Raw genomic sequence first — 18823 nt, 5'->3', positions numbered from 1 at the left:
TGAACGAACCGATTGATGAACTCTATCGATAAAAATCCATCGCCCCGCCTGCGCCAGCAGCGCGCCGCCATCGACGGCGCCATGAGCCGCGACCGGGGCCGTTTGCTGGGGATGCTCTCGCGTTGCCAGGCCAAGCCACAGGATGCGGCACTGGCCGCCACTTTCGAGCAGGCCTTGCAGGCGTCGGTGCAGCGCCGGATGACACGGGCGCAGCAGCAGCCGTCCATTACTCTGGACCCGCAGCTGCCGATTGCGCGTGAAGCCGACGCCATCATCGGGCTGATCCGCGACCACCAGGTCGTGGTGATCGCTGGTGAAACCGGCTCGGGCAAGACCACCCAGCTGCCGAAACTGTGCCTGGCCGCAGGCCGTGGCCAGGCCGGCATGATCGGCTGCACCCAGCCGCGACGGATTGCTGCACGTGCGGTGGCCAGCCGCGTGGCGCAGGAACTGCAGAGCGAACTGGGCCAGCTGGTCGGCTACCAGGTGCGCTTCAACGACAAGGTCAGCGAAGACAGCCGCATCAAGTTCATGACCGACGGCATCCTGCTGGCGGAAATCGCCAGTGACCGCTGGTTGTCGAACTACGACACGATCATCGTCGACGAGGCGCACGAACGCAGCCTCAACATCGACTTCCTGCTGGGCTACCTGAAGCAGCTGCTGCGCAAGCGCCCGGACCTGAAGCTGATCGTCACTTCGGCCACCATCGACACCGAACGCTTCGCCCAGCATTTCGACAATGCGCCGGTGATCAGCGTCGAAGGCCGCACCTACCCGGTGGAAGTGCGCTATCGCGCGCTGGAAGGCGAGGGCGAGCAGGAGGGCGAGCGCACCGTCAACGACGCCATCGTGTCGGCCATCGACGAAATCACCCGTCTGGATTCGCGCGGCGACGTGCTGATCTTCCTGCCGGGCGAGCGCGAGATCCGCGATGCGCACCAGTCGCTGGAACGGCGCAAGTACCGCAATACCGAGGTGCTGCCGCTGTACGCGCGCCTGTCCAACCAGGACCAGGACCGGGTGTTCAACCCCGGCCCGAACCGCCGCATCGTGCTGGCCACGAATGTGGCGGAAACCTCGCTGACGGTGCCACGCATCCGCTACGTGGTCGATCCGGGCTTTGCCCGCGTCAAGCGCTACAGTCCGCGCAACAAGCTCGACCGTCTGCACATCGAGCCGATCTCGCAGGCCAGCGCCAATCAGCGCAAGGGCCGCTGCGGCCGTATCGCCGAGGGTATCTGCTACCGCCTGTACGCCGAGGCCGATTTCCAGGCGCGGCCCGAGTTCACCGATCCGGAAATCCGCCGCTCCAGCCTGGCCGGGGTGATCCTGCGCATGCTGCAGCTGGGCCTGGGCCGCATCGAAGAGTTCCCGTTCCTGGAAGCGCCGGACGAGCGTGCGGTGGCCGATGGCTGGCAGCAGCTGACCGAACTGGGCGCGATCGACGCCGAGCGGCGCATGACCACCATCGGCAAGCAGATGGCACGCCTGCCGGTGGACGTGAAGCTGGCGCGCATGCTGGTGGCCGCGCAGGCTGCCGGCTGCCTGCGGCCGATGCTGGTGATCGCCTCGTTCCTGGGCATCCAGGACCCGCGCGAACGCCCGCCGGAAGCGCGTGGCGCGGCCGACAGCGCGCATGCGCAGTTCGCCGATGGGCGGTCAGAGTTTGTCGGAGTGCTGCGCCTGTGGGATGCCTATCGGCAGGCCCATGAAGACCTGACCCAGTCCAAGCTGCGTGACTGGTGCGGCCGCCACTTCCTTGGCTTCCTGCGCATGCGCGAGTGGCGCGAGCTGCATCGCCAACTGCGCCTGCTGTGCGAGGAACTGGGCTGGAAGGAAGAAGCCAACGAGGCCTCGATGGCACCGCTGCTGGCCGGCAGCAGTGCACCGGCTCCGGCGCGCGATGACGCCGCTGCAGTGAAGGCCACCCGTGGCCAGCTGCACCGTGCCGCGCGCCTGGCCCGCGAAGGCAAGGCCGAGGCGGCCCCGGCGCCAGTGCGCGTGCGTGCGCAGAAGGAACAGGCACCGGTGGGCGGCGGTTTCAGCGAACGCGTGCGTGCCGCTGCGTACCAGACCCTGCATCGGGCGCTGGTGGCGGGCCTGCCGACGCAGATCGGCCACCGCACCGAGAAGGGTGACTTCCAGGCGCCGCGCCAGCGCCGCTTCCTGCCGTTCCCGGGCTCGGCGCTGTCCAAGCGTCCGCCGCCGTGGCTGCTGGTGGCCAATCTGCTGGATACGCAGAAGGTGTGGGGCATGACCCTGGCGGCGATCGAGCCGGACTGGGTCATCGCCGAGCTGCCGCACCTGCTGCTGCGCAAGCACTTCGACCCGCACTGGTCGCGCGCGCAGGGCCAGGTGCTGGCCTCCGAGCAGATCAGCCTGTTCGGCCTGGTGCTGGCGCCGAAGAAGCCGGTGCACTACGCCCGCATCGCGCCGGGCGAGGCACATGACATCTTCGTGCGCCAGGCGCTGGTGACCGGCGAGATCAACACCCGCGCCAGCTTCGTGGCCGACAACCAGAAAGTGCTGGAGGTCGCCCGCGAAGAAGAAGCCAAGCTGCGCCGCGCCGGCATCGTCGCCGACGAGGACTGGCAGGCGCGCTGGTACCTGGACAGGGTGCCGCCGCAGATCCATTCGGCCGCGGGGCTGGATACCTGGTGGAAGGGGCTGGCGCCGGAACAGCGCAAGACCCTGCACTGGTCGCTGGTCGATCTGTTGCCGGGTGAGGGCAGCGAACAGGAGCGTTACCCGAAGTACCTGCCGCTGGGCCAGGCGCGCCTGCCACTGCATTACCGCTTCGAACCGGGTGCCGACGACGATGGCGTGACCCTGGACGTACCGCTGCACCTGCTCAACGCACTGGACCCGGTGCAACTGGGCTGGCTGGCGCCGGGTTTCGTCGCCGACAAGGCCTCGGCACTGATCCGCAGCCTGCCCAAGGCGATGCGCCGCAACTACGTGCCGGCACCGGACTTCGGCCGCGCGTTCTACGAGGCGTTCCCGCAGCCCAGCGCCGATGCCATTACCGGCGAACTGGCGCGCTTCCTGTCACGTGCGACCGGCGCAACGGTGACCGCGCTCGATTTCGAGCCTGGTTCGATCGAACCGCACCTGCACATGAACCTGCGGCTGCGCGACGAGCAGGGCAAGGTGCTGGCGACCTCGCGCGATCTGGACGCACTGCGCGCGAAATTCGGTGGTCGTGCCGGCGATGCGTTCGCTGCACGCGCTGGGCGCGAGATGGCCGCCGATGGCCTGCGCACGTTCCCGGCCACGCCGATTCCGCTGCAGGTACCCGGTGAAGCGGGCGTGCCGGCCTATCCGGCGCTGCTGGACGAGGGCGACAGCGTGGCGCTGCGCATCTTCGCCGATCGCCAGCAGGCGCAGGAGGCCCATCCGCTGGGCGTGCGCCGGCTGCTGGAGATTGCCCTGGCCGAGAAGGTGAAGCAGGCGCGCAAGCAGCTGCCGGTCGGTGCCAAGACCGGCCTGTTGTATGCGGCGATCGAGTCGCAGGAGCGCCTGCGTGGTGACCTGGTCGATGCGGCGATGAACGCGGTGCTGGCCGAGGGGCTGGAAGACATCCGCGATGCGGCAGCCTTCGAGCAGCGTCGTGAGCATGCGGCCAAGGCGCTGTTCGGCGAGGCCATGTCGCGGCTGAAGCTGGCCGAAACCATCCTGGCGCTGGTGGCGGAACTGAAGCCGATGCTGGAAGCACCGTTGATGGGTTGGGCGCGCGGCAATCTGGACGACATGGAAGCGCAGCTTGTCGGGCTGATCCATCCCGGCTTCCTGCGTGACACGCCGGCCGACGCGCTGGCGCAGTACCCGCGCTATCTGAAGGCGATGATCCTGCGTACCGAGCGTGCCAAGCGTGATCCGCCACGTGACCAGGCACGCATGCTGGAACTGCATCCGTTCCTGGAGGCGTTGGCAGCGGGGGAGCAGCAGGGACTGCGCGAACGCCCGCAATGGCAGGCGCTGCGCTGGGATCTGGAAGAGCTGCGGGTGTCACTGTTCGCGCAGGAGCTGGGTGCGCGCACCGGCATCTCGGCGAAGAAGCTGGCGCAGCGGGTGACCGCATTGCGCCAGGCGTGACGTCGTTGCTGCAGAGCCGAGCCCACGCTCGGCTCTGCAGCAACGTCACGGCGTTACTTGGTTCGGCGCACCTTCGGCTGGGTGTTCACGCCGTCGACCTTCAGGTACCACACGCCCATCACACCGGGCTTGATGCTGACGGCGGGGGACTGCTTGCGCACACCGGCCAGGGTGCTTGCATCGGTCTGCTCCCATTCCTGGCCGTTGTCCAGCACGTAGACGCGGCCTTTGCCGAAGCCGCGGAACTCGCCCTGCAGCACGCCGGTGATCGGCTCGCTGCTGCCGAAATCGAAGAAGCCGCGATTCTTCACGATCACTTCCTGACGGCCTTCCTCGCGCGCCGTTTCCCGTACGGCCGCAACCGCCTGGGTGGTGGCCGCTTCGACCTTGCCCTGCAGCCAGCGGTTCAGCGTGGCCAGTTCCTGCGCGTTGAGCTTGTCCAGGCCGGCCGCCTTGAACTCGGCCGGTGACATCTGCTGCTGCAGGTCACCCTCCACCACGCGCTGGGCCAGCGCAGGCGCCGACAAGGACAGCAACAGTGCGGCACAGGCCAGCAGCCGTAGGCGGAAACGCGGGACGATCGAGGACATGTCGGGACTCTCCTGGGTTTGCCCGCGAGTGTAGCGGCATGTCTTCATGCCGGGTGATGGTGGCCGCGGTGATTGTCCCTGAACGGCGCCGGCGCTAGTGTAGGGGCCTCTGTCTTGCCTGCTCGATGCTGTGAACCGCGCTTCCGTCCCCGGCCTGGATGCCTTGTTGAACCGCCCCTCGGCAGCCGTGCTGCCTGCTCCGCTGCGCCAGGCCCTGCGCGGGCACTGGGAAGCACCGGACTGCGACCATCAGATGCGCGCCAGCTGGTCGGTGCTGGGCGACACCCTCGACGCACTGGCGATGCTCTCGGCCGACGAAGGCGCGGTGGTCGCGGCCCTGCTGTTCGATCTGCCCGGCCTGCGCGCCAGCCTGGAGCAACTGCCGCTGGGCAATCACAAGGCCGCAGTGATCGGCCTGCTGGATGGCCAGGATGCGGCCGATCCGGTCTGGGCACTGCATGCCGGCCGTGAGGCCGGGCGCAACAGCGAGGGCCTGCGCCGCCTGCTGCTGGCGATCATCCGTGACCTGCGCGTGGTGCCCATCCTGCTGGCGCGGCAGCTGGCGCGCATGCGCGCGGCCGACAAGCTGGACGACGAGCAGCGCCGCGCGCTGGCGCAGCTGACCCGCGACATCCATGCGCCGTTGGCCAACCGCCTGGGCATCTGGCAGTTGAAGTGGGAGCTGGAGGACCTGGCGTTCCGCCACCTGGAACCGGAGACCTACCGGCGCATTGCGCGGGAGGTGGACGAAACCCGCATCGCCCGCGAGCGTTACGTCGAGAACGTCAAGAAGGTGCTGTCGCGCGAACTGGTCGCGCAGGGCATCAAGGCCGAGGTCAGTGGCCGCCCGAAGCACATCTACAGCATCTGGCGGAAGATGCAGAAGAAGCGGCTGGCGTTCGACCAGCTGTACGACATCCGTGCGGTGCGCGTCATGGTCGACGATGTCGCCGCCTGCTACGCCGCGCTGGGCGTGGTGCATGCACTGTGGGCGCCGGTGCCCAGCGAGTTCGACGACTACATCGCCCGGCCCAAGGCCAACGACTATCGCTCGCTGCATACCGCCGTGGTCGGCCCGGAAGGGCGCACCATCGAAGTGCAGATCCGTACCCACGAGATGCATTCGCAGGCCGAGCTGGGCGTGGCCGCGCACTGGAAGTACAAGGAAGGCGGCAAGGGCGCGGAGAAGTCCTTCGACCGCAAGATCACCTGGATGCGCCAGCTGCTGGAGCAGGCGCAGGACGGGCAGGGCAATGAACTGGCCGGGGCGCTCGATGCCGAGCTGACCGAGGACCGGGTCTATGCACTGAGCCCGAAGGACGAGGTGCTGGACCTGCCGCAGGGCGCCACACCGCTCGATTTCGCCTACCAGGTGCACACGATGGTGGGCCACCGCTGCCGTGGTGCGAAGGTCAATGGCCGTATCGTGCCGCTGACCTACCGCCTGCGCAGCGGCGACCGCGTCGAGATCCTGACCGGCAAGGAGGCCGATCCGCGCCGCGACTGGCTGATGCCGGCCAACGGCTTCCTGGCCAGCAACCGCTCGCGCGAAAAAGTACGCAGCTGGTTCCACAAGCTGGACCGCGCGCGCAACGTGCAGGCCGGGCGCGAACTGCTCGAGCGCGAGCTGAAGCGTCTGGGCCTGCAGCATTCTGATCTGGCGGTGGCGGCGAAGAAGTTCCATGCCGACAGCGTTGACGACCTCTACATCCAGGTGGCGCTGGGTGACACCGGCCCGAACCAGGTCAGTCGTACCCTGCTGGAAGCCGAACGTGCAGCGAGCCAGCCGGCGCCCGTGCCAGCCCTGCCGCGGCCGACCGCGCGCCGTGAGAACCTGGGCAAGTCCAAGTTCACCGTGCAGGGCGTGGGCAACCTGCTGGTGCAGCTGGCGCGTTGCTGCCAGCCAGTGGCCGGTGAACCGATCGTCGGCTACCTGACCCGTAGCCGGGGTGTCACCGTGCATCGTGCAGACTGTGCCGCGCTGGCCCGGCTGGCAGCCACCAGCCCGCAGCGCATCCTGCCGGTGGAGTGGGGCCAGGCCGGTGGCGGCTACGAAGTGGACGTGGTGGTCACTGCAGTCGACCGCCGTTGGCTGCTGAAGGACATCACCAACCTGATCGCCCAGGAAGACGCCTACGTGCTCGACATCCACAGTGACAACGTGCGCAACAGTGGCCGTGCCCACCTGCGCCTGCGCCTGAAGGTGAGCGACTACGGCCAGCTGTCGACCCTGCTGGGCAAGCTGGATGCGCTGCCCGGCGTGAGCGAGGCGCGTCGCCTCGGCTGAGCTTCACGCTGCCCCGGCTACCCTGCACGCATGGAACGCGAGCCTCCGCATCGCCCGCATGGCGCTGAACATCCTGCGCTGGACCGCGTCCGCCGCGAAGGCCGTTGGTGGTGGCTGCAGGCACGTCACGCGCGCCGGGTGTGGCGCTGGGCGCTGGTCGCGGCGCTGGCGGTGTTCGTGCTGCTGGTGCTGCTGCGCAAGCCGCTGGCCGACTGGTTCTGGGATGAGCCTCAGATTGAACAGTTGCTGGCCGAAGGCGATCGCGCACTGGCGGCTGGGCGGCTGAGTGCCGCCGATGGCAGTGGTGCGCGTGAGCGCTACCAGGCCGTGCTGGCGCTGGATGGTGATCGTCCGCAGGCCCGTGAGGGGCTGGCCCGTACCGGCGCCGCGGCCCTGCAGCAGGCCAGCGAAAAACTGCAGGCCAACGACCTCGAAGGCAGCGCGCAGGCGCTGGCACTGGCCCGGGAACTGCAGGTGCCGCAGGGCGATGCGGACGCCGTGGCACGCCAGCTGCAGGCCCGGCGCAGCGCAGGCGCCGGCATCGGTGCACTGCTGGCGCAGGCGCGCAACGCCTTTGCAGCGGGCCGGCTGGACGACGGTGACAGCAGCGCGCTGCCCCTGTTCCAGCGCATCCTGGTACTGCAGCCGGACAATCTGCCGGCGCTGGAAGGTCGCGAGGACGCACTGAGCGATCTGCTGCAGCAGGCCCGCATCCTGGCCGGGCGCGGCGAGCTGGCCGAGGCAGCCGCGATACTGCAGCGTGCGCGCCAGTTCGATGCCGGCCACGCCGATCTGCCCGCCAGCCAGGAAGCATTGGCACAGGCCGTCGACCAGCGCCTGCGCCAGGCCCAGCGCGCCTTGCAGCGTCGGCAGCTGGAATCCGCAGCGAAGGGATTCCTCGCCGTGCTGGCAGTGGCGGTTGATGATTCCAGTGCCCAGCGCGGCCGCGAACAGACCTTGCAGGCGGTGCTGGCACGCAGCCAGAAGCAGGCCGACGATTTCCAGTTCGAAGCGGCGCAGGCCGATGCCGCACTGGCAGCGGAACTGGGTGCTTCGCCGGCGGCGCAACAGCAGCTCGCGCAACGCCTGCAGCGCGCCCAACAGGCGCAGAAGGCGCTGCAGCAGCCGGCGGTCAGCAACACGCAGCGCGAGCGCCAACTGCGCGACCACCTGCGCAGGATCGAGCGCGCCGAACGTGCCGGGCAATGGATCAGCCCCCCCGGGCACAGTGCGTTCGACGCGTTGCGCGAAGCGCAGTCACTGGCGCCACGCGATGCACGGGTGAAGGCTGCCGCAGCGCGGCTGCTGCCCGCCAGTCGCCGCTGCTTCGACGACAACCTGCGGCAGAATCGCGTGCAGGCCGCAGGTGCCTGCCTGCAGGCGTGGCAGACCCTGTCGCCGACCGCGGCCGGGCTTCCCTCGGCACGCCTGCGCCTGGCCCAGCGCTGGCTGGCGATCGGCAGCGAACGGCTCGGCAACGGCGATCTGGCTTTCGCGGCACACGCCGCCGAACAGGCCCGGTTGCTGCAACCGGACCTGGCCGAGCTGCCGGCGTTCGAAGACCGCCTGCGCCGCGCCGGCGGTCGCCCGGATTAGGTGAAGAACACCCGCTGCACGGTCGCGCGGGCAGCGTCGAGGGAGAAGTGCTCTGCGATGTTGGCCAGGCCGGCGTCGGACAACTGCTGCCACAGCTGCGGATCCTGGTACAGGCGGACCACCGCATCGGCGAAGCCCGCCGCATCATCCGCCACCAGCACGTCCTGGCCCGGGTGCAGGTGCATTCCTTCCACGGCGCAGGTGGTACCCACCACCGGCTGGCCATGGGCCATGCTCAGGTTGATCTTGCCCTTCACGCCGGCGCCGAAACGCAGCGGCGCGATGGAAATGCGTGCGCCGTCCATGTAGGGCGTGATGTCCTCGACGAAACCGTGCATCTGCACGCCGGGCTGGCGTGCGGCCAATGCCAGCAGCGATTCCGGTGTGGCGGCACCGATGCAGTGCAGGCGTACCTCGGGCAGGCGGGCGCGGATGCCGGCAAAGACTTCGCCGATGAACCACTCCATGGCATCCAGGTTCGGCGGATGGCGGAAGCCGCCGACAAACACCAGATCATGGCGCTGTTCGAACGGCTTGCCGGCGCCGGCGACGTCGTGCAGGTTGGAGATCAGCTCCACCTGCACGGAAGGGGCGTCGGCCTGCAGCTGCTCGCGCTCGGCGGCACTGACCAGCACGGTGACGTCGCACTGCTCCATTACCGCCAGCTCGCTGGCGCGGGTACGCTCGGCGGCGCGCAGCAACCCGGCATCACCGGCGACTTCGGCACCACGACGTTCGCGCAGGTAGTGCAGGTCCACGGTGTCGAACACGGTGCGGGCCTGCGGCGCATAGCGCTTCAGCAGCGGCAGGCACTCGTGGGCGACATGGTGGCGGACCAGCAGCGCCACGTGGAAACGCGCACCGTGCGTTCGCAGCCAGCTGGCGACGCCATCGAGGAACGGCGCATACCAGACTTCCACGCCCATCCGCTGCAGTGCTTCGGTGGCGGCACCGCCATGTTCGCGGCGGGTGGGAACAAACACCACATGAGCGCCGCCCTGCAGCAGCAGGCGGATCAGGTTCACCTGGCGCAGTGACGCCGAATCGCGATCCGGTTGGGGTACTTCCTCGTCCAGGATCAACACCTGGCGTCGGCCACGCAGCAGCAGCGCGGGTGACGGCACTTCGCCCACCGCCGGATGGCGGGCCAGCTCGGTGGCCCAGCGGGCGGCGAAGATGGCCTGGTTGCGCACCTGGTAGGCCTTCACCCCGCTGCCGGTATCGGTGCCGTTGCTGGTGCCTTCATCGTGGATCACCCGGCTGGCTGGTTGCACCAGCACACGCAGGCCCTGGGCGCGAACGCGGAAGGCCAGGTCGGTGTCCTCGTAGTACGCCGGCTTGTAACGGGTATCGAAGCCGCCCAGCTGCTGCCAGAGGGCGCGCGGCAGCATCAGCGCCGCGCCGGAGCAGTAGTCGACGTCGCGCAGGCTGGCAAAGCGTGGGTCGTCCGCCGCCTCGAAACGGCCGTAGCTCCAGCCGCTGCCGTTGGCGAAGATCACACCCCCTGATTCCTGCAGGCGGCCATCCGGGTACAGCAGCTGGCTGCCGACCAGGCCGGCGTCGGGCGTGCTGGCGAACGTGTCCAGCAGGGCATCCAGCCAGCCCGGCTGTGGCACCGTATCGTTGTTGAGCAGCACCACATAGCGGCCGCGTGCGCGCGACACGCCATCGTTGCAGGCCTCGATGAAGCCGCCGTTGTGCTCGCGCACCTCATAGCGCAGTCCGGCGACCTGCGGCATCCACTGCACGGTGGCGTCGCTGCTGCCGTCATCCACGACCAGGATCTCGCACGCCGCCAGCGGCGGATGTGCCGCCAGGGCGCGCAGGCAGGCCAGGGTATGGCCGACGTGGTTGTAGACCGGGATGACGATACTCACTTGCGGCGTTTCGCTGAACGGCACCGTGAAGGGGGCGAAATCCTGTACCGGCGGCAGGAACAGCGGCGTTCGCGGCGCGGGAACGGCGCGCTGGGTATGCACGCGGATGCGCTGCCAGGTCGCCCGCCACCCACGGGTACGCAGGCTGGCCAGGCTCCGGCGGGCCAGGCCCGTGAGGCGGTTGATCAGGTATCGGATCTCGGCCAGGGACATCGCCATCCGGTTGCAACTCCAGCTTAAGCAGGGGAACCCGGGAGAATTCGCCAGCCGCAGCGGCTGGGGTAGACTCGCCAGACCCTACATTCTCGCATTCCCGTGCCCCGACGCTACGATTCCGACGACATCGACGATTTCGACGACGACGACCAGCAGGACAACGGCCCGCTGTGGCGGCGCCGGCTGATCACCTGGAGCATGGCTGCGGTCGCGTTGGGATTGGGTTTCCTCATTCCCTATACGCTGTACCTGAACCAGCAGGTGACCCAGCGTTTCGGCGAGCTGCGCTGGCAGATCCCGACGCGCGTCTACGCGCGCCCGCTGGTGCTCACCCCCGGCAAGGCGATGGATGCGTCCACGCTGAAGACCGAGCTGGCCGCCTCCGCCTACCGCGATGACGGCCAGGGCAAGGAGCCGGCCACCTATGCGGTGAACGGCGGGCGCTTCGTCATCTCCAGCCGCGGCTACAACGACGTCGATGGCCGGGTTGCCCCGCGCCGGCTCGAGCTGTCACTGGCCGATGGTGCGGTCGCCTCGCTGCGCGACGCCGACAACCGCAAGGCCTTGAAGGCCGCGCGGTTGGACCCGGCCCGCATCGCCACCCTGTACGGCCAGAAGCAGGAAGAACGCCGCCTGATCCGCATGGACGAGGCGCCGGACCTGCTGGTGACCGGCCTGCAGGCGGTGGAGGACAAGGACTTCAACCGCCACCACGGCATCGACCTGTCCGGCATCGCCCGTGCGGTGTGGGTAACCATCCGCTCCGGTGGCCAGAGCCGTCAGGGCGCCTCTACGCTGACCCAGCAGCTGGCCCGCAGCGGCCTGCTTGGCATCGGCAAGGAGCAGACGGTTACCCGCAAATTCAACGAAGTGCTCTACGCGCTGATCATGGAAGCGCGCTACGACAAGCGCACCATCTTCGAGGCCTACCTCAACCAGGTGTATCTGGGCCAGCGTGGCAGCCAGGCGATCCATGGCATGTCCTCTGGCGCCGAGTTCTGGTTCGGTCGCGACCTGCAGTCGCTGGAGACCGAGCAGATCGCGCTGCTGATCGGCCTGGTCAAGGGCCCGTCCTTCTACGACCCGCGGCGCAATCCGGAACGCGCGCTGGATCGCCGCAACTTCGTGCTGGGCAAACTGCACGAAGCCACGCTGATCGATGACGCCGAGTACCAGCGTGCGTTGAAGGCCCCGCTGGGCGTGCCCAAGACGCCGGGCCTGGTTGCCGCCAACCGCTTCCCCGCCTATGTCGATCTGGTCCGCCGCCAACTGGGTCACGACTATCCGGAATCTGCCCTGCAGGGCGCCGGCCTGAGCGTGATGACCGGCATGTCGCCGTCCGCGCAGGCCTATGCCGAAGGCGCGGTGACCCGCACCATCAAGTCGCTGGAGAGCAAGCGTCGCCCCGAACTGCAGGCCGGCATGGTGCTGACCGACGTGCACAACGGTGACGTGCTGGCGGTAATCGGCAGCCGTGAAGTGTCCGAAGTCGGCTTCAACCGTGCGATCGAAGCACAGCGCCCGGTCGGCTCGTTGCTGAAGCCGTTCGTGTACCTGCTCGCGTTGGCGCAGCCGGACCGCTACTCGCTGGCCAGCTGGGTCGACGATTCACCGGTGACCGTGCAGCTCGGCCGCGGCCGCAACTGGAATCCCGGCAATGCCGACAACCGCAGCCACGGCACCGTGCGCCTGATCGACGCGCTGGCGCATTCCTACAACCAGGCCACGGTGCGCGTGGGCATGCAGGTCGGCCCCGAGCGCGTGACCCAGCTGATCCACGTGCTGGCCGGCATCAAGGCCGAGGCGAATCCGGCGGTGATTCTCGGTTCGACCGACCAGAGCCCGTACGCGATGGCCCAGCTGTACCAGTTCCTCGCGTCCGGTGGCGAAATCCAGCCGCTGCATGCGGTGCGTGGCGTGCTCGATCCGCAGGGCAAGCTGCTCAAGCGTTACGACAAGACCCCGGCACCGGCCCAGGAAGGCGACTCGATTGCCGCCAACCTGATCAGTGTCGGCCTGCAGCAGGTGGTTGCCAGCGGCACCGCGCAGCGGCTCAACGCCGATGGCCTCGGCCGCCTGCAGCCGGCCGGCAAGACCGGTACCACCAACGATGGCCGTGACAGCTGGTACGCCGGTTACACCGGCGATCATCTGGCGGTGATCTGGATCGGCAACGACCAGAACGAGCAGGCCGGCCTGTACGGTGCCACCGGTGCGATGCGGGTGTGGTCGGGCATCTTCCAGCGCCTGCCGAGTGCGCCGCTGCGGGTCAGCAACAAGGGCCTGGACTGGCAGTCGGTGGCGCCGACCGGACTCAACAGCACGGATGAAGGCTGTCCGGGCGCGCGTCGTTTCCCGTTCGTGGTGGGCTACGCGCCGGCCTATGCACCGTGTGCGCCGGCGGTGTCGCCGGACGGGCAGGGTGCCGAAGGCGAGGGCGGTGGCTGGCGTAGCTGGTTCGGCCTGGACCGCAAGCCTGAGCCGCCTGCTGAACCTGCTGCGGCGCCCGCCGCCGCCACTCCTCCTCCGAGCCGATGATGCCGATGAACATGCGATCCATGCTGCAGCCCCTGGCCCTGACCGGCCTCAGCCTGGCCCTGGCCGCCTGCGTCAGCAGCGCACCGCCGGTGGCCAAGCCGCCGGTTGATACCACTACGCCGGCACAGCGCCTGGCTGCGGTGGATGCGGCCGCAGGTCCGGACGACAAGGAGCTGTCGGTGCAGCCGCTGCGTGATTCGCAGGTGGAAGACCTGCGGGTGACCGCACAGACGCAGCGCCAGGCCAACGACCTGGCCGGTGCCGCCAGCAGCCTGGACCACGCGCTGGAAATCGTGGCCGGTGACCCGGCGGTGTTGCAGGAGCGTGCCGAGCTGGCGCTGCTGCAGGGCCAATGGGCACAGGCTGAGACGTTCGCGCGCAAGGCGGTGGATCTGGGCTCGAAGACCGGGCCGCTGTGCCGCCGGCACTGGGCGACGATCGAGCAGTCGCGTCTGGCGCGCGGCGAGAAGGAGAATGCGGTGTCGGCGCATGCGCAGCTGGAAGGCTGCACCGTGCCGGGGATCAAGCGGTACTGAGTTTCCGGCCAACGGCGCAGCCCCTCGTGGCTGGGCATACTGCGTAGAGTCGAGCTTGCTCGACTGCGGGTCGGCGAGGTGGGCCGGGCGGGTGAGCTGCGCAGGGGGCGCTGCAAGTACGTCCGTGTAAGCTCGGTCGCCGCATCCATGCGGCTCACGCCCCTGCGCAGCCCACCCGCCCGGCCCCTGGCAGTTTCCGTGTGCGTCCAGCCACGGAAAAGAAAAAATCAGATCAAGAGCGGGTCGCGCGCTGCGCGCACTCGCCGTCATTCTTCTTTCCTGTTCCACCCACCGCTTCTGAAATCCCAGTCGAGCAAGCTCGACGCTACACCGCCCGTGCATCCGTCACCGGGAAACTGTCGAGGGTGGGACGGGAGGGGCAGGCAGGACCGTTGGCGCCATGGATGGCGCCATCGAGCCCCCATGGATGGGTTTACGGCGTGTCCTGCCTGCCCCTCCCGCCCCACCCTGCACGCAGAAACCCAGAGCCGTGAACAACACCGTTGCCGTTGCTGGTGCTCTGGCTCTGGCTTGAAACGGGTGCCCGGCAGCGCCCGGCCGGGTATCCTTTCCCTCTGATGTCCGACCTTGTCCATGCCAGCCGCGAAGCCCTCAGCGACGGCGGCGCGCTCGCCTCGCACCTGGATGCATTCGTCCCGCGTCCGGCACAGCTGCACCTGACCGAAGCCATCGCCGATGCGCTGCAGCAGCGTGATCTGCTGCTGGCCGAGGCCGGTACCGGCACCGGCAAGACGTTTGCCTATCTGGTGCCGGTGCTGCTGTCCGGGTTGCGCACCATCATCTCCACAGGCACCCGCGCGCTGCAGGACCAGCTCTACCACCGCGATCTGCCACGGGTGCGTCAAGCACTCGGGGTCGGCCTGCGCAGTGCGCTGCTGAAAGGGCGTGCGAACTACCTGTGCCGCTATCGCCTGCAGCAGGCGCGCGGCGAGCCGCGTTTTTCCAGCCCTGAACAGGCGGCGCAGTTCCAGCGCATCCTGGCCTGGTCCGGTCGCTCGGAGTTCGGTGACATCGCCGAGCTCGACGGGCTGGCCGACGACTCCCCATTGCTGCCGATGGTCACCTCCACCGTCGACAACTGCCTGGGCACCGATTGCCCGTTCTGGGATGACTGCTTCGTGGTGCGTGCGCGGCAGCGTGCACAGGCTGCCGATGTGGTGGTGGTCAACCATCACCTGCTGCTGGCCGATCTGGCCCTGAAGCAGGATGGCTTCGGTGAACTGCTGCCGGGCGCCCAGGCCTTCGTCATCGACGAGGCGCACCAGTTGCCCGAACTGGCCGCGCAGTTCTTCGGCGAGGGTTTTGGCATGCGCCCGTGGCAGGAGCTCGGGCGCGATTGCCTGGCTGAAGCACGCGGTGTCGGCGGCGCGCAGTCGGCGCTGCAGGAACCGGTCGACCAGTTGCAGCAGGCGCTGCTGGCGCTGCGTTCGGCGATGGAGGGACTGCCGCCGCGTGGCACGCAATGGCGCGCGCTGGCGATGCCACAGGTGCGCGACGGATTCGATACGGTGATGGCAGGGTTGGTGACCCTGGAGCAGGCATTGCAGCCGCTGCGCGAAGCGGCGGCGGGTCTGGATGCCTGTCATGCGCGGGCGCGCGAGGCGGTCTCGCGGCTCAGCCGCTGGCTGGGCGATGACGAACCCACTCTCGATTTCGACACCGATCCGTCGGAAGCGAGCAGTGCGGCCGATGTGCTCTGGTACGAGCTTACGCCGCGTGGTTTCCGTTGCCAGCGCACGCCGATGGATGTGTCCGGTCCGCTGCGTGAGCATCGCGAGCGCAGCCGTGCCGCGTGGATCTTCACTTCGGCAACGCTGACCGTGGGCGGTGGTTTCGATCACATCGCCACCCGCCTGGGCCTGGACGATCCGCACACGCTGGTGCAGCCAAGCCCGTTCAATTGGCCCGAGCAGGCGCTGTGCTACCTGCCCGAAGGCCTGCCCGATCCGGCGGCGCGCGGGTTTGGCACCGCGCTGATACAGACCTTGCGGCCGGTGTTGCAGGCCTCGCAGGGCAGGGCCTTCCTGTTGTTCGCCTCGCACCGTGCATTGCGTGAGGCCGCCGAGGCATTGCGCGACGGGCCATGGCCGCTGTTCGTGCAGGGCGAGGCACCGCGCGCGACGCTGCTGCAGCGCTTCCGTGAATCCGGCAATGGCGTGCTGCTCGGCTCGGCCAGTTTCCGCGAGGGCGTGGATGTGGTCGGCGAAGCGCTGAGCGTGGTGATGATCGACAAGCTGCCGTTCGCGGCGCCGGACGATCCGGTGTACGAGGCGCGGCTGGAGGCGATCCGCAGCCAGGGCGGCAATCCCTTCCGCGACGAGCAGTTGCCGCAGGCGGTGATCGCATTGAAGCAGGGTGTCGGCCGCCTGATCCGCAGCGAGAGCGACCGTGGCGTGCTGGTACTGTGTGACCCGCGCCTGCTCAACCGTGGCTATGGCCGGGTCTTCCTCGATTCGCTGCCGCCGTTCCGGCGTACTCGCAGCCTGGCCGATGTGCAGGCCTTCTTTACGCCACAATGGTCGCCTGCGGCCGATGATGCGGCTGCCCCAGTCGCTGTTGCGACCGGCCCCGAGCCGGCGCCCGGTGCCACGTTCCCCTTGTTCTGACCCGATCCGATGAAACTGCTCGCCTTTGAAACCGCCACCGAAGCCTGTTCCGTTGCCCTGCATGTCGATGGGCAGGTGCTGGAACGCTTCGAGATCGCCCCGCGCCGGCACGCCGAACTGAGCCTGCCGTGGGCGGAGGCGCTGCTGGCCGAAGCCGGCATCAGCCGCCGCCAGCTGGACGGCATCGCGCTCAGCCGCGGCCCGGGTGCGTTCACTGGCGTACGCCTGGCTATCGCGATTGCCCAGGGCATCGCACTGGCACTGGACCGTCCGCTGTTGCCGGTCTCGACGCTGCAGGCGCTGGCGCTGCGGGCACCGGCGGAAGAAACGCAGATCCTGTCAGCGATCGATGCGCGGATGAGCGAACTGTATGTCGCGCGCTTCGAGCGTGTGGACGGCCTGCCGGTGGCGCGTGATGCCGAGCGCGTATGCGCACCCGCTGCGGTATCGCTGCCGGAAGGGCTGTCCGCCTACGGCGTTGGTACCGGGTTTGGTGCGGCCGAGGGCGCGCTTGTTACGCAGTTGGGCGCTGGCCTGCGCGGCGTTGATGCCACTGCGCTGCCGCGGGCGTCGGACGTGCTTGCACTGGCGGTGCCGGCGTTCGCTCGTGGCGAAGCCATTGCACCGGAGAAGGTCGAGCCGGCGTACCTGCGCGACAACGTGGCACTGACCCTGGTCGAGCAACAGGCCGCGCGCGAGGCGAAGGCGAAGGCCAACGGCTGAGCCCCTCGTGGCGGGGGGGGGGGTGATCGCGTAAATCAAAAGCCGCGCTTGGCCGGGCGGGGTGGGTTCGCGGGGGACGCCGTGAACCCGTCCCTGAAGTGACCCCCGAGACTTGGACGGGGTCAGGCGGCCGATTGGGCCTGCTCCCGGTACTTTATCGGGCTCAGACCTTTCAGTTTCAGTTTGATGCGCTCTTCGTTGTAGTACTGGATGTATTCCACCAGCCCAGCCTCCAGACTCTCGAGGCTGTCAAAGCTGTTCAGGTAGAAGAACTCCGACTTCAGCGTTCCAAAGAAGCTCTCCATCGCCGCATTGTCCAGGCAGTTGCCGCGCCGGGACATGCTTTGCTTCAACGAGTGCTTTTCCAGCATATGCCGGTAGTTTTCATGCTGGTACTGCCAGCCCTGGTCGGAGTGGATCATGGGGCGCTCATCCGGGGAAAGCTTCTTGATGGCCTCCTCCAGCATTTGACCCACCAGATCAAATACGGGCCGACGCTTGATCTGATAAGCCACGATTTCACCGTTGTAGAGGTCCATGATCGGCGACAGGTACAGCTTCATGCCCTGCACCTTGAACTCGGTCACGTCAGTCACCCACTTCTGGTTGGGCCGCTCGGCATGGAACTGGCGATTGAGGTCATTGCCAACCACAACATTGGCCGCCCCCTTGAAGGCCTGGTAGCGCTTCACACGCACCCGCGATTTCAGTCCCATCTCCCCCATCAGGCGCTGAACCCGCTTGTGATTGGTCCGATGACCCTGATTGGCTAATTCCAGCGTCACCGTGCGATAGCCATAGCGCCCTTGGCTTTGATCGTAGATTGCACGGATGCGCTCGCACAGGGCTGCCTCATCCTGATCCGGATGGGCCAGGACATGGTTCTGGTAATAGAACGTACTGCGTGACAGCTCAGCTGCTTCGAGCAGAAGCGACAGCGTATGAACCTGCCTCAATCCTTGGACGGCTTGCGCTTTGCGTCCTGCGCCGCCTGCTCTTCCCGGATCAAGGCATCGAGTTTTTTTAGGTAGTCGGTCTCCGCACGCAGATAGGCGACTTCCTTGAGCAGCTCATCGCGGCTCATATCCTCAGGTGGCTTGGACGAACGGGTCTTTTTCATCGGCTTTCGGGGCGGCGGCGGAGGGGGTGCCAACGCTTGGGCACCGCCTTGAGCATACAGGCGCCGCCATCGTCCCACCGCGCCGGCATCGCCAATTTGAAAGTAGGTGGTGGCCTCCCGCCCGGACAAGCCGTCCTGGCTCATCTTCTCCAGGACAGCCAGTTTGAACGGGAGGTCATAGGACCGGGCCTGGCGATGAAATCCCCGCCTACCATGCAGCCGATAGGTCGCCACCCAGCGCCTGACCGTGGAGAACTCCAGGCCGTGGCGACGGGCAATGGCTTTGACCGATGTGGAGGTCTTGCAGGCCTCTTTGGCGACCTGCAGTTTGAAACGCGCGTCGTATTTGTTCATGTATCCCTCGGGGTTGGATCTGGTGTCCAACTCCCGGGGGTCACTTCACCCTGGGGGCTTAGCCGCGCCATCCATGGCGCGGATACCCCCGCGAACCCACCCCGCCCGACCTCTGACAGTTTCCGTGTGCGTCCGCCACGGAAAATCAAAAGAAAATCAAAGTCAAAAGCGGATCGCTTCGCTCGCATCCACGCATAGCGTGGATGTGTGTCGACCAAGGTCGACACCTACCAATAGCAAAAATGCGCCGGGATCTGTCAG

The 18823-nt window shown here is 67.8% G+C and carries 10 protein-coding genes; 7 read left to right on the top strand and 3 right to left on the bottom strand.

The genetic code is table 11. The annotated features are described in order from the left end of the window. Positions 1-15 precede the first annotated feature (15 nt). Entirely contained in the window at positions 16-4098 is a 4083-nt protein-coding gene (hrpA, locus tag ACZK4Z_RS17175; protein ID WP_478450944.1) for an ATP-dependent RNA helicase HrpA, read from the top strand. Positions 4099-4151: 53 nt separating this feature from the next. Here hrpA and ACZK4Z_RS17170 read toward each other — a convergent pair whose 3' ends face one another. Next, positions 4152-4688: a hypothetical protein gene (locus tag ACZK4Z_RS17170; protein WP_032130197.1), complete on the bottom strand. Its 537-nt coding sequence runs from the start codon at positions 4686-4688 to the stop codon at positions 4152-4154. 130 nt (positions 4689-4818) lie between these two features. On the opposite strand from ACZK4Z_RS17170, the gene ACZK4Z_RS17165 reads away from it, so the two are divergent. Together ACZK4Z_RS17165 and ACZK4Z_RS17160 are read left to right on the top strand one after the other, a co-directional pair. Next, entirely contained in the window at positions 4819-6975 is a 2157-nt protein-coding gene (locus ACZK4Z_RS17165; protein WP_125892796.1) for a RelA/SpoT family protein, read from the top strand. A gap of 30 nt (positions 6976-7005) precedes the next feature. After that, positions 7006-8571, top strand: a complete 1566-nt coding sequence (locus ACZK4Z_RS17160) for a hypothetical protein (RefSeq protein WP_107431691.1) — start codon at positions 7006-7008, stop codon at positions 8569-8571. Here ACZK4Z_RS17160 and ACZK4Z_RS17155 read toward each other — a convergent pair. Continuing rightward, positions 8568-10667, bottom strand: coding sequence for a glycosyltransferase (locus ACZK4Z_RS17155; protein ID WP_180837844.1), 2100 nt, complete (start codon positions 10665-10667; stop codon positions 8568-8570). The two genes, ACZK4Z_RS17160 and ACZK4Z_RS17155, sit on opposite strands and share 4 nt — an antisense overlap. Positions 10668-10763: 96 nt before the next feature. Here ACZK4Z_RS17155 and mrcB point away from each other — a divergent pair, with 96 nt between their 5' ends. The 4 genes from mrcB to tsaB all read left to right on the top strand — a co-directional run bounded on the left by mrcB (position 10764) and on the right by tsaB (position 17088). Continuing rightward, a complete protein-coding gene (mrcB, locus tag ACZK4Z_RS17150) occupies positions 10764-13202 on the top strand; it encodes a penicillin-binding protein 1B (RefSeq protein ID WP_032130201.1) in 2439 nt (812 codons plus the stop codon). After that, entirely contained in the window at positions 13199-13738 is a 540-nt protein-coding gene (locus tag ACZK4Z_RS17145) for a hypothetical protein (protein WP_180837845.1), read from the top strand. The genes mrcB and ACZK4Z_RS17145 overlap by 4 nt, the downstream gene beginning before the upstream one ends. Positions 13739-14316: 578 nt before the next feature. After that, entirely contained in the window at positions 14317-16365 is a 2049-nt protein-coding gene (locus ACZK4Z_RS17140) for a DNA repair helicase YoaA (protein ID WP_125892802.1), read from the top strand. Between the two features lie 9 nt (positions 16366-16374). Continuing rightward, positions 16375-17088: a tRNA (adenosine(37)-N6)-threonylcarbamoyltransferase complex dimerization subunit type 1 TsaB gene (gene tsaB / locus ACZK4Z_RS17135; protein WP_125892804.1), complete on the top strand. Its 714-nt coding sequence runs from the start codon at positions 16375-16377 to the stop codon at positions 17086-17088. A 122-nt stretch (positions 17089-17210) separates the two neighbouring features. Here the strand turns inward: tsaB and ACZK4Z_RS17130 are convergent. Then, a protein-coding gene (locus ACZK4Z_RS17130) for an IS3-like element ISStma2 family transposase (RefSeq protein WP_132810585.1) occupies positions 17211-18562 on the bottom strand; the annotation gives its coding sequence in 2 pieces (ribosomal slippage) (positions 17211-18115 and positions 18115-18562; 1353 coding nt in all). Between the last annotated feature and the right edge of the window lie 261 nt (positions 18563-18823).

Source organism: Stenotrophomonas sp. 71799_Sma (assembly GCF_056482505.1).
This window is presented reverse-complemented; position numbering and strand designations above follow the sequence as displayed.

What these genes read in the sequence shown, in the direction of transcription:
- ACZK4Z_RS17155 (WP_180837844.1), bottom strand. Translation starts at nt 10,667, where the DNA reads ATGGCGATGTCCCTGGCCGAGATCCGATACCTGATCAACCGCCTCACG.
- ACZK4Z_RS17140 (WP_125892802.1), top strand. Translation starts at nt 14,317, where the DNA reads ATGTCCGACCTTGTCCATGCCAGCCGCGAAGCCCTCAGCGACGGCGGC.
- tsaB (WP_125892804.1), top strand. Translation starts at nt 16,375, where the DNA reads ATGAAACTGCTCGCCTTTGAAACCGCCACCGAAGCCTGTTCCGTTGCC.
- ACZK4Z_RS17160 (WP_107431691.1), top strand. Translation starts at nt 7,006, where the DNA reads ATGGAACGCGAGCCTCCGCATCGCCCGCATGGCGCTGAACATCCTGCG.
- hrpA (WP_478450944.1), top strand. Translation starts at nt 16, where the DNA reads ATGAACTCTATCGATAAAAATCCATCGCCCCGCCTGCGCCAGCAGCGC.
- ACZK4Z_RS17170 (WP_032130197.1), bottom strand. Translation starts at nt 4,688, where the DNA reads ATGTCCTCGATCGTCCCGCGTTTCCGCCTACGGCTGCTGGCCTGTGCC.
- ACZK4Z_RS17145 (WP_180837845.1), top strand. Translation starts at nt 13,199, where the DNA reads ATGATGCCGATGAACATGCGATCCATGCTGCAGCCCCTGGCCCTGACC.